Origin of the sequence: Okeania sp. SIO2F5 (assembly GCF_010692685.1) — a bacterium.
In the GTDB taxonomy this organism is placed as follows: domain Bacteria; phylum Cyanobacteriota; class Cyanobacteriia; order Cyanobacteriales; family Microcoleaceae; genus Okeania; species Okeania hirsuta.
Window position 1 is genome coordinate 84,728 of sequence record NZ_JAAHGU010000015.1, and the last position, 13,462, is coordinate 98,189.

Annotated in this window: 4 protein-coding genes; all 4 read right to left on the reverse strand. The window is 35.6% G+C overall.

Annotated features, from left to right (window positions below; all coding sequences use genetic code 11):
• Positions 1–506: 506 nt before the first annotated feature.
• The 4 genes from F6K27_RS08975 to F6K27_RS08990 all read right to left on the reverse strand — a co-directional run bounded on the left by F6K27_RS08975 (position 507) and on the right by F6K27_RS08990 (position 12,214).
• Entirely contained in the window at positions 507–3,506 is a 3,000-nt protein-coding gene (locus tag F6K27_RS08975) for a peptidase domain-containing ABC transporter (protein WP_287274993.1), read from the reverse strand.
• A 584-nt stretch (positions 3,507–4,090) separates the two neighbouring features.
• On the reverse strand, positions 4,091–4,837 hold the full coding sequence (locus F6K27_RS08980; RefSeq protein ID WP_287274992.1) for a peptidylprolyl isomerase: 747 nt from the start codon (positions 4,835–4,837) through the stop codon (positions 4,091–4,093).
• Positions 4,838–6,114: 1,277 nt separating this feature from the next.
• On the reverse strand, positions 6,115–6,480 hold the full coding sequence (locus tag F6K27_RS08985) for a hypothetical protein (protein WP_287274991.1): 366 nt from the start codon (positions 6,478–6,480) through the stop codon (positions 6,115–6,117).
• 970 nt (positions 6,481–7,450) lie between these two features.
• Positions 7,451–12,214 (reverse strand): glycosyltransferase, encoded by a 4,764-nt coding sequence (locus tag F6K27_RS08990; RefSeq protein WP_287274990.1) that lies wholly within the window; start codon positions 12,212–12,214, stop codon positions 7,451–7,453.
• Positions 12,215–13,462: the final 1,248 nt, after the last annotated feature.

Below are 13,462 nucleotides of genomic sequence, written 5' to 3' on the forward strand. Positions count from 1 at the left end.
CAGATTTTTTTTCCTCCTTTTTACTTTCGATAATTGATAATAATTGCTCAATTTTATTTTATTTTTGATTTAAAAATTGTTGTCAAATTTCCTTCCTCCTTCATTCTCCTGCCATAATTATTGTTTAATTTAATTCTTACTTCCGATTATTTCCAGATTTTTATTCCTCCTTTCTTAACTTTGAGTAATTTGGGTAATTAAGCAATTATTTTCAAGTTTTCTTCCTTAAATAATTCTTGTTACCAAAATAACTTCTGAATTCTGACTCCTAACTTTTGACTTCACTTTTAACTTTTGACTTTTTAACTCCTAACTTTTGACTTTTAACTTTTGACTTTTAACTTTTGACTTTTTAACTCCTAACTTTTGATTTTTGACTTTTAATTTTTTAATTCCTAACTTTTAACTTTTAACTTTTTGACTCCTAACTTTTAATTTTACTTTTGACTTTTAACTTTTTAATTTTGACTTCCCTTCTGTCTCCTGTCTCCTATCTCCTTCCCCAATTATTGTTGAGATTCTTGTTGTTGATAGAGACAGAAATAACGACCTTTAACCGCCATTAATTCACCATGAGTTCCCTGTTCCACCACCGAACCTTTATCCATCATAATAATAGTATTAGCATTTTTCACTGTTGTTAAACGGTGAGTAATAAAGAACACCGTTGTATCAGCAAAAGCTTCAGCCAAATTCTCACAAACTTGACGTTCCGAACTGTAATCTAATGCGCTAGTTGCCTCATCTAAAATCAACAATCTCGGATTTTGTAAAACCGTCCTAGCAATAGCAATTCTTTGTCTTTGTCCCCCTGATAAAGAAGCACCTCTTTCACCCACCATAGTGTTATAACCACTAGGCAAATTCATAATAAACTCATGAGCAACCGCTATTTTAGCCGCTCTTACAATTTCATCAGTAGTTGCATCAGGATTTGTCAAAGCAATATTATCTTGAACCGTACCATTAAATAGGAGAGTATCTTGTAAAACCACTCCAATTTGACGACGTAAAGAATATAATTCTACCTTTTGAATATCATATCCATCAATAAAAATTCGACCAGAAAGAGGTGGATATAAACGCTGCAATAACTTCATCAACGTACTCTTTCCAGAACCACTCAAACCAACAATTCCCACAAAATAACCAGCAGGAAATTCCAAATTTACATTAGCCAACTGTAAAGGTCCGCTTTGAGTAAATCGGAAAGAAATCTCCTCAAATTTAACACCCCCACTCATCGGCGGCATATCAATATTATTCCGGTCTTCCTCATCCACTTCAGCCTCCGTATCCAAAACATCTCGAAGTCGTTCAATAGACATTCCCACCTCTTGGAAACTCTGCCAAACACTCACAAAACGCAGCAACGAACCTGTCACATTACCAGCAATAATTCGGAAGGCAATTAATCCCCCCACCGATAACTGACCATCAATTACCAAATAAGCACCAACCCATAAAAGTGCCAGTCCGGAAAGTTTATTTAAAAAAGTACTAATAGAACTAGAAGTAGTCTGAGTTAAAACAGTATTAAAACTAGCAGTCATAAACTTCGCATAACGCGCCGACCATTCCCAACGAGACCGAAGTTCCAAATTCTGAGCTTTAACAGTTTGAACACCATTTAAAACCTCTACTAAATAAGATTGAGAATCAGCATAACGCTCCGCCTTTTTCCTTAGAAGTCTTCTAACAATTGGCGAATTAATAATAATAATCCCAGTAAAGAAAGGCACCCCTGCCAAAGCTACCGCCGTCATTAACGGGTTAAGAGCCAACATCACAGCAATATAAATTACTGAAAATACCGAATCCAAAACCACAGTTAAAGCTGTACCTGTGAGGAAATTCCTAATATTAGCCAATTCTCCAATCCTACCCGTCAAATCACCCACCCGACGATTATCAAAATAGTTGAGTGGGAGACGGAGTAAATGGTCAATAACCTCCGAGCTAAGTTTGACATCTATACGGTTAGTAGTATCCACAAACAAGAAAGTTCGTAAACCCCCCAACAAAGCCTCAAATAGAGCCACCAATAACATCAAGATACCCAGAACATCCAAAGCCTCAATATTACGTTGCCCCATGACTTTATCAATAATAATCATGGTCATCAGGGGGTTGACCAAACCAAATACCTGTACAAAAAATGAGGAAATCAACACCTCAATAAAAACCGTCCGATGCTCCATCAAAGAAGGAACAAACCACCAAAAACTAAACTGTTCCTTCTGTTCTGTTTTTGGAGCTTGGAGTAATAGAACTTGTCCAGACTCTCCCCAAATTTCCGCAAACTGGCCTGGTTTGAGACGAGTTAATCCGAATTCTGGACTACCAACAACAATCTCTTGTTCTGTAATGCTGTAGAGTACGGCAAAGTGGTCTTGCCATTGAATTAAAGCTGGTGCCTTCAGACGACTAACTGCTGCTGCCGGAACTTGTACCAGTTGACCAGTTAATCCCATCATCTGGGCGATCGCTCCACAAGCTTGCAGAGACACCCTACCTGCAGTCCGAATCTGATTGTCCAATACCCGGCGAATCACATCTCGGCGAAACTTCAGCTTCAGATGTTTAGCCAGCATCTGAAAACAAGCCAAAGCAGCAGGTACTTCTCCCTTACCCCGGAAAATTGGATATTTTATAGATTGAGTATCTTGAGCAACAGTTGGTTCTGGTGGACGTGCTGGTGCTTGGGGAACCATGGATACATCTAAAGGCACAAGCTCAGTTTTTTGTGCCCCATTTTCGACCGTAGTCTCCTCAACTTCACTTCCTTTTTGTTCTGGGAATCCTAAAATTCTTGCTCCTCTGGGTCCCTCAATTTTTAAAGACCTACCCACTCCATCTAAAACCACTGGACTACCCGGAGCAAAATCTTCTACTACCCCACTACTGATTAGCCAGATTTTTTCCGATTCTAAGATAGATTCTAGTTCCTTAGTCTTTACATCTCCTTTTGGTAGGTTGACTACCACAGTTTTTTCGACAACATTTCTAGCAAGTTCTTTCAAGTTCCCACTAACTTCAGCCCTTCTAGCAAATTCTTGACTGAGTAGTTCAAATACTTCACTCACTGCCGGACGCTCTAAAAAGGCTGCCCCAAATTCTGGCTCTGCTTCTAATATTGCCAAGAAGTCTGCGGCTGGTAAAGTCACGGCAATTAAATCTGTTGAAGCGAGTGCCGTTTCACAAGGCGTCCCTCGTAACAACCCAGCCCAACCAAGGATTTCTCCAGGCCCTGCTAACTGTAAACTGACATGACGTTGTGATCGCTGGTCGTAACCTAATATTCGTGCCTGACCTTGATAGATAATTGCTACTTGGGTCGGCATTTTTTCTCTTTCAAATAGTGGTTGGCCACTACGGTAACCTAGTAATTGACACTTTCCCACTAATTGAGTTTTCAGTGCATTTTCTGAAAGTCGATTAAATGGTGGTTTGTCTGCCAGAAATTCTTGTACTTGGGATCTTGATATTGTTGAGGAAGTAGCCATCGAGTCTATAAATTTATTTCACTCTAGTTGGGCAATACCGAAATAATTTAAATCGGGTGGTAGATCGTAGGTTGTAGGTCGTAGTGAACTAACACAGCTAAAACTGTGCAATAGATTTTGATTTCTGGGGTTGCACATTATGGAATGATATTGCCAAAAATTAGTTTAGATTTTGACTAAAAATAACCATTAATTAATCATTCTAGCAATTGATTAATCCACAATCCAATTCAATCAAAAATCTCAAATCATTCGTCGCTGTGCAACGTCTAATTTTGTAGCAATGAGTAATTATCATAATTTTTCTACTACTCTTTATTGCTTGATTTAAACACCAATCGACACTTGTTTAATTTACTGTGGGCAATTCACCTCCCGTTAAATCGGAGATTATAACGGGAGGTGAATTGCCAAATCTAGTTGGGTTAAAATCTTCTCATCAACCAGTTTTGCTTGGAAGAGTAGGTTATTGGTTATTCACCTAAGAAATAATTGTTAATTGTTAATTATTGAAACCTACTACCTAACACTTTTCTTGTATGTTATTTACCTAGCACCTCACAACACACTACCTAAAACTTTCTTCAAACTTTTACCTCTGAACGTAGTGGCTTGAGGGTACCAATTTTTCCTATTTGTTCTCTGATCCAATTTTCAAATAGTTCATCTATTAGAGCGCGACGCATTGAGTCATCAAGCTGTGCAGGGATAAATTTTTCTAATCTAATAATTACTGTCCATTCCGTCAATGGACGTGGTGCCCAGATTTGACCTGGTTTACTTACTGATAAAATTTTGCCTATAGCAGGGTGTGGTTGACTCAGAGGCACTGGCCCTAATAATCCTCCCGAGCGCCCTTCTGGACCTTCAGAGTGTTGACGAGCTGCATCCGCAAAGGTTTGTTCTTCTTCTACTATGCGAAAATACAGTTCGTGGGCTAGACCAGGATTTTTTGTCCTAATCAGAGAGTATACTACCTGGTCTAAACTGCTCTTACGAGTCAGAAAATATCTTTCTACTTGATTACTCCAAGTTTCTTGTTTAAATTTTTCTAGTAATATTGGCCTAATTGCCATTTCTACCAATTGTTCTTGGGTCATGTCTTGGTTTTTGAGCCATGCTTGTTTGGTTTCGGGGGTATTTAACTGATATTGGTTCTCAAATTTTTCTACCGCTGTAGTTTTTTGTGCTTCTGTGCAAGTCAAGTTAGCGATCGCTTGGTCAATTATCACTCCTCGTAAAAAATGAGGCATTAACTGATAACGTTTTAATAACGATGGGATATCTTGAGCTTGCAATAATTTATCGCCGATTTGAAACAGTCCTGTCATTTTTCATATCTCCAACTGACTTGCACTATCCCTTTTAATTTAGTCTTCTGTTAAAAGTAGTGGCAGATTAAGTTACCATATTATTATTATTTCTTTATATTGATTCGTCTTTAATTTAAAAATACAAAGAAATAGGTGATTTTGCCCTGTGACGCATTGTCCTTTGGAGCTGTTCCCCTGTTATTGGTATCTACACTAAAGTCATAGGACTACGAATATGGGTCAAAATATATGCTTATTAATCCATTGTTTCACCAACTGCTTTTAACTTGGGTATAATTCGGATGAATATGCTAGTCAAAATATTTATATTATACTTTACTTCATAATAACATAATTATTTTTACTACTGTCTACAATAGCTATAGTTAAATAATGATTATATAGTTAGATAGTTAAGACTATAGTAGTCTTTTTCTCCGGCATTTAAAATTTTTATTGTGCTTTATATATCTAGGTTTTACTGGTTTTTTTATTTATTGCATTGGCTATTTACCTCTTCTGTCTTATCATCATTATAACCCCCATTTTTAGGTGCGAAAATACCATTAATTCAGGCTTTTTAAGGTTTGAATTTCGTTTAATTCAGGCTGTTAAAAATTGACTCGAGCTACGGTATTAACCTCAACTTTATGTACTAACCAGAACTGAAATTCTTAGAATCCTTTTAGTTTAGTAACACAAACAAGAGAGTTAATTTTTGTTGTTCTTTCATTGCCATAGCAGAAGGAAGAAGGAAGGACTAAAGGTATGTTTACTTCTCCCCCACTCCCTCACTCCCACACTCCCCCACTTCCCTGCTCAAGAATAGATTTCCAACTAAATGTCGCGAGGGGTCTCCGGTTATAGTCGTTAGGGTTAACGGAAGGGGAATCGCGACCCGCAAAAAAACTAGTAGCGTTCTTTAGTTAAAAAGGTAGCTTAAGTGTGCTATGGTATAATCACTTAGGAGTGGCGGTAATACGCACCTGACTACTGAACCTAGACAACTCAAGATATGTGGTTCAACTGGTGAAGTTCTGGTAATTCCGTATTTGAGGTAAAATTCCCTGAAGGAAACAGGGTGAGTACAGAACTTTTAGTACAAGACAGCGGTGGGTCTCATGGTTGCTGCCTGTGGAGGGGTAGACATTAGTCAGCCTGGGAAGCAGGAAGTTCTATTTGTGAGGAGGAGAAGCTCCCGCTATAATCGGGCGATTTAGCGGAAGAAAACGTCACAATTTAGGGTTAGAGGCCATCTTATGCCTAATTTGGTTGCCATAATCCTAGGGTAAGTCTCAGCTAGTAGCTAATGCTACACTTAGGTTCATATATTCTTTCTCGGTATGAACGATTAATTCCGGTAATTCTAGTTCTTTTACTAAAGCTGGTATTTGTCTTCCTCTGGATGTTTCACTATATCTGATTACTGGTGTTACTCCTACTAATATAGACTGGACTACTGAGACTAATTCAGTATTTATCAAGGCATCTAAATATACATCAGTTAGTTCTAGGCATTGTGAAAAATCTGCTCTTGATTTGAGGTTCTTAATCGCTATTATTCGTTTTTCGTTTAGGCAAAATTGCCGACATAGCGATCGCATCTGTTTCCATAGCAGTATCTCTTCATAATTTTCTGGCCGGAGATTATTAGGCCACAATACTAGAATTGAGTTTGGTACGGCTGTGATAATTTTTTTTTATCAAAATAATTGGGTCGCGCAACCCCGCCTTTTAAGGCGAAATATTTTTGGAGCGTGGCTTAAATCTCCGTTACAAAGATAACTTCTGACTTCCCCTCCTGGGAGGGGTTAGGGGTGGGTTTACTTGTGACTTCTGACTTGTGACTTCGTTAACCAGGTCTGTCTCTGTTCTAGGTGTAGTTGATTGGTCTTTGGGCTAGAAATAAATACTACTGTTTCAGGGTTAGTGCCACAACTAGTGGAGGATGGCGGAAATAACTGACCAGTTAAAAAATCCTAAAACAATTACAAATCAAAAATGATTGACTTTTAAATGCATGACTTTTAACTTCCGCGTAGCGGCACTAGCACGGGTTGGCCTGAGTGTGATGATTGGGGGGGGAAAGTGAGGGGTAGGCTAGAATCGGGCAAAGTCATTGAGGAGTTAACTTTGGATGCTTCACAGAATGTTTTTCGCCGACAATACAATAATCTAAATTACTAAATTACGAATATCTGTAGCTATGGTTGAGTGTGTAGTTATTTGAATTGTTACGAGTCGATATAGAGTTAGATGGCACAAGGGGTTTGGTGTATCAGTAGGGTTAGTAGGGATGAGTCAAAGATCTAGTTCATCAGTACGGATAGTATTTACCGACTCAGATAAATTTTTGAGCAGTTTTCTGGACAAATATGATTTTTGACAGTATAAACCCAGAATATCATTTATTATTGAAAAATAATATAACACTATTTCAAAGTTATGTCTATCTAAATTTTCGAGAATAGAAATAACAGTAAAAGTATCCTGTTGAAGGCTTAATTTATGGAGTAATATTCCCAAACAAATTTTGTGGTTATTGCTCCTTATTTATGGAAAATAATAATCAAGTTGATACCCATTAAACTCTAAAAAAACTCCCTCACTTCCAACACATTTTGCGAAATATTAGGAAGTAGAAAAATCACAACAATAAAAAATAGTTAAATCAAGATCTTCGGCAAGAAAAGCAGCAATACTTTGTCTAACTTCGGAGTTACTATTACTACAAACATTCCCTTTCAAATACACAATTAAATCTTTGACATACTCACAATATTTTTCCAATTCTCCAACTTCCTGAAAATTTAGAGGTCTAGCAAATATAAAATTCAGAAAATCAGTAAAAATCCATTTTGGCAAAACAGCTTGACGGTAATTTATTGGTAACTGAAAAGCAAAGCGATAAAGCAGAAATACTAAAACATTTTGCCAGATATTTTTTGCGGAAAAATTTTCCTGTAGATTAACAACAAACTCTTTTTCAGAAGCAGTTAAAGCTTCATTTTTTATCCCACTATTGAACAGAAGCTTATATATCCTACCTATTTCAGCTTGATAAAAATATTTCAATTGCTCATTTGATAAACCTAACAATTTTTCAGCAAGTTGACGACGTAATTGCCGAAGATTATTTAAAACCGACTTATCAGCAGGAAAGCGACGATATTGTTCGACCAAATTTGGCAGTTGAGAAAACTCTTTTTGGAGCAAAAATCCTAATTTTTGTCTGACAGTTTCCTTCACCTCTGAAGTCAAAAAATTATAAACAGGATTCTCCAATATTTTCTGATAAAATCTTTGATAATCTTGAGGATTTTTCCCAGAAGTCAGATTAACTTGAGTTTGTTGGCGGGGATGAACACGAAGTTGAGATAAAGACTTATCTACAAATCCAATTTTGTAATTTCCAATAATTCTCAACCACATATCTATATCTAATACTTGAGTCAAACTAGAATCAAAAAGTCCGATTTTTTCAAAGACTGCTTTAGGAATTAATACTGTTGTTGGTTCGCCAATTTTATTCAGGCGATATTTCATTAAATTAGGGTCTAATAATAAATCTTTTCCTGACTGAATAGTTTTCAAATTTGACCAATCCTTGTGTAAATCTTGAGTACCACGATAAGCAGCTACACAAGTAGAATTATTTTCTGCACCAGGTTCTAAAATTACGCGACGGCGAGAAAATACTAAGCCTATTTCCGAATCTTCTTCTGCTATTTTGACAAGTTCTTCAATACAGCTTTTTTCCAGCAAGTCATCCTGGAGCAAGAATTTAATATATTTGCCTCTAGTTTGAGAAATACAGAAGTTTAAATTTCTCACTAAGCCATAATTTTGATGGCAAATAATCCGAAATTCTATTTGTGGATTTTCCGATTGTAATGTTTTGGCTATTTCGAGGGTTTTGTCAGTGGAATTATCATCGGAAATTATGATTTCTATGTTGGAGTAAGTTTGGGAAAGGGCGCTATTAATTGCAGCTCTGATAAAATTTTCTCCGTTGTAAGTAGGGATACAAATACTAACAAGTGGAGATTTCTTACTTGGAGAAGACTGAGATAATTTTGTGGCTGGAATATTAGTAAAGTTTTCCGTAATTTGAGCAATATATTCGAGGCGAGTCTTGATTTTTTTACCCATAGTTTCTGCGCTGAGTAATGACTTAATATCTTTAGCAGCTTTTAATCCAATTTTTTGAGCTTGGTCAGAATTATTAAACACATATTTCATTAAATTGGCGCAATGTTCAATGTTAGGATTTGCCCAAATATCTCCTTGTTTATATGGTCCATAATTATCAGCAATTTCTACTTTTTCATATTCGACTAAAAAGCTATTTCCCACATTCATAAATTCAGTATTTGATGAATAGCCTGTGGCAATAACTGGTTTGCCATAAAACATTGCTTCTGCCATTGTTAAGCCAAAGCCTTCGGCGCGATGTAGAGATACATAACAATTGCAATGGTAAAGCAAGGCATTGATTTTTTCTTTGGATAAATATCCATCTATATGTTTAATATTTGGGGAGTCTCCGATACTATTTATTAGCCGTGATTTATCTCTAGGAAATTTTTGAGAATTGGATGATTTTATCAGGAGCAAAACATCTGGGTTTGAGTTTCCGAATGCTTTTTTAAATGCCGTAATTGTGGCGAGTGGATTTTTTCGTTGGAGGCGACTAAAAAAGTCAAAGATAAATAGAAAGATAAATTTGTCTGTTGGTAAACCTAGTTCTTCTCTACTAATTTTTGGAATAGGCAGAGAAATGCTGGGCATCATTTTTATTACAGGAATAGATGACACCATTGAAATAGATTCGGCACAATAATTACTGTAAGTCCAAATCTCGTGAAATGGTGTAAATGCTGTTATCCATTCTGGAGGAAATTTTGGAAGTTCCCATGCCCAAAAACCGATGTTATATTTATTTGTGAAATATTGTCTGACAGTTGTTTTTTTCAGAAAGGTTTTGACTTCATTAGCGTTGACTTGAAATAGGTTGATTGGATGTGGGTTTTCTTGGGTAAAATTCTGGTAGGTTTGGTCAGAGTTTCTATGGGGAGTGCTGATAATGTTGTTGATAACAAAGGGAATGTTTGTAGTTTCTACTGCCCGAAGTGTTGCTCTTACTCCTTCTCCTATTCCTAATTCTCCTTTCACAAAACCTGCAATATTAATTCCCAATTTTTGAGGAGTTGTTGGAGTTGATAAAAGTTCGTTTATCTCTGTAAGTTTTTCTGGTTTTGGGGACATTTCTTCTTTCCTTCTCACTGCTGCTTTTTCCTGGTATAAAATTTTAGTTTTATCTGAGAGTAGTTCAGATTTTAGGGTAGATGTTGGGAGATTAAGAGAATTTAGTTCTTGATTTATTCCTCCTCCTTCTTGTTGCTGAAAAAATTCAGTTTTGTCTGAGAGTTGTTGAGATTTTGGAGTAGATGTTGTGAGATTGAAAGAATTTAGTCCTTGATTTATCTCTTCTCCTTTTCTCTGGTGTAAAAATTCAGTTTTGTCTGAGAGTTGTTGAGATGTTTGAGTAGATGTTGGGAGATTGAAATAATTTACTTCTTTCCTTTTTCCTCCTAGTTCTTGCTGCTGAAAAAATTGAGTTTTGTCTGAAAGTTCTTGAGATGTTTGGGTAGATTTTGGGATGTTGAAAGAATTTACTTCTTGATTTATCTCTCCTCCTTTTCCCTGCTGAAAAAATTGAGTTTTGTCTGAAAGTTCTTGAGATGTTTGAGTAGATGTTGGAAGATTGAGAGAATTTACTTCTTGATTTATACCTTCTCCTTCTTGCTGCTGTAAAAATTCAGTTTTGTCTGAGAGTTCTTGAGATGTTTGAGTAGATGTTGGGATGTTGAAAGAATTTACTTGTTCCTTCTCATCTCCTGGTTCTTGTTGCTGAAAAAATTTAGTTTTATCTGAGAGTTGTTCAAATTTTTGGGTAGATGTTGGGAGATTGATATAAATTTCTTTTTTGCTTCTCACTCCTCCTTTTCCCTGGTGTAAAAATTGAGTTTCACCTGAGAGTTGTTGAGATTTTTGGGTAGATTTTGGGAGATTGAGGGAATTTACTTCTTGTTGCTGAAAAAATTGAGTTTTGTCTGAAAGTTCTTGAGATTTCTGAGTAGATTTTGGGAGATTGAAATAATTTACTTCTTTCCTTTTTCCTCCTAGTTCTTGCTGCTGTAAAAATTCAGTTTTGTCTGAGAGTTCTTGAGATGTTTGAGTAGATGTTGGGATGTTGAAAGAATTTACTTCTTGATTTATCTCTCCTCCTTTTCCCTGGTGCAAAAATTCAGTTTCATCTGAAAGTTGTTGAGATGTTTGGGTAGATGTTGGGATGTTGAAAGAATTTACTTCTTGATTTATAACTCCTCCTTTTCCCTGGTGTAAAAATTCAGTTTTGTCTGAGAGTTGTTGAGATTTTGGAGTAGATGTTGGGATTTTGAGAGAATTTATTCCTTGATTTACACCTCTTCCTTTTCCCTGGTGTAAAAATTGAGTTTCATCTGAAAGTTGTTGAGATTTTTGCGTAGATATTGGAATGTTGAAAGAATTTACTTCTTCCTTCTTGCCTCCTCCTTCTTCCTGACCTAAAATTATCTCAAATGTTTTGAGATAATCCCGACTTTGTCTAAGAATTTTTCGGAGATTTTCCGCATCATATTTTAAGAGTGCTTCACAAAAAGCTGGAGATATTTTTTTCTCCGTTAATAAATGGAGTGATGAATAATTAGTGTAGAAATTGAGGTGAAATTTCTGAGCAATAATTTGGAGAGATTTAACTGTATATATAGATATGTGTTGACCTTCATCTGTAGCGTAGTACCACCACTGATTAGGTTTAGGATTGTTTGACGGTAATATTTCTGTGCTGAAGAGAATATTTTGGGAGTAATTTAAAATTTCTCGAATATCAGAAATAGGATTAACTAAATGTTCTAGTAACTCAAAAGCAGTAACTAACTCATATTTTTGGTTTGGAGTAGATTTAAAGTTTTGGGCAAAGAGATTTTCACAGTATTTGTCTTGCCAATCAAACTTGTATTTAATATCCCGCATCAACCTAACAAATAAACCATATCCACCACCGAAGTCGAGAAATTTTTCCTCTGGGTTAAAGAGTCGATCAATAATATTCTTTGTAATTTGAGATAACATCAAATTTCTGAAGATTAAACCCTCATCGCTAGAGGCGATCGCTTGAGAATAAGCTTCACTTAACCAGTAAGGATATTCTGTTTGGATAAAGTTGCAGTTTTGACATTGAAAGTAGTCGATTTTATATTTTTTGTTGAGGATATGAGCTTCAGCAAATTTTAAAGAAATAGATTCACATATTTTGCATTTCATCATCTTTTTGTATCTAGGTTTGTTCATGGTCTTAATATTTATATTGGTTAAGTCTAACAGATTTAACTATCTATATATAGATAAGCGATCGCTTATCTATCTGTCTCAGTAAAAGTAGAGTTATATAGAAGAAGTTCTCATCATTTTACTTGGATGGGGGTTAGCTAATACCGTTTCACGGAAGTTATAAGTCAAAATCAAAAGCGAGGTTGATTTTCTCTAGATTACTTTCAGAGGGTAATGGATTTTTTTATCTTGGTGAGAGTTATGGTTTAAATATATATGTCATCTGACTCTTGACTGTAGAAAAAATCAAAATATCGCCAAATTTTCCCATATAATGCTCTACATATATAGATGTATAGAGAGTGCTGATAATTTGTGATTAATTTTCTTCGATAGAGCTGAATATATCTCATTCCCATTCAAATTTTTCTGCTTAAAAGCTGAGTTATCTCAGAATTTAAATGGCTGTGAGTTATTGGTTTTCTCTAGATTACTTTCTGGGGGTAATTGATTTTTTTACCTTGGTGAGAGTCATGGATTAAATGTATATATCTGACTGGTACTCTCCTAAAAATATCTGTTACTATCCCTGTTTTTGACTTGAGAAAAATTTTGCAAAATTCCAAAATATACTGCTCTACATATATATGTATAGAGAGTGCTGATAATTTGTGATTAATTTTCTTCGATAGAGCTGAATATATCTCATTCCCACTCAATTTTTTTCTGCTTAAAAGTTGAGTTATCTCAGAATTTGAATGACTGTGAGTTGTTGATTTTCTCTCGATTACTTTCTGAGGGTAATTGATTTTTTTACCTCTCGGTAAGAGTTAGGGTTTAAATATATACCTCACCTGACTCTTGACTGTAGAAAGAATCAAAATATCGCCAAATTTTCCAATATATATAGAGAGTACTTAGATTTGGTAGTTAATTTTCTTTAGTGGAGTTGAAAATATCTCATTCCTATTCAAATTTTTCTGCTTAAAAGTTGAGTTATCTCAGAATTTGAATGACTGTGAGTTGTTGATTTTCTCTCGATTACTTTCTGAGGGTAATTGATTTTTTTACCTCTCGGTAAGAGTTAGGGTTTAAATATATACCTCACCTGACTCTTGACTGTAGAAAGAATCAAAATATCGCCAAATTTTCCAATATATATAGAGAGTACTTAGATTTGGTAGTTAATTTTCTTTAGTGGAGTTGAAAATATCTCATTCCTATTCAAATTTTTCTGCTTAAAAGTTGAGTTATCTCAGAATTTGAATG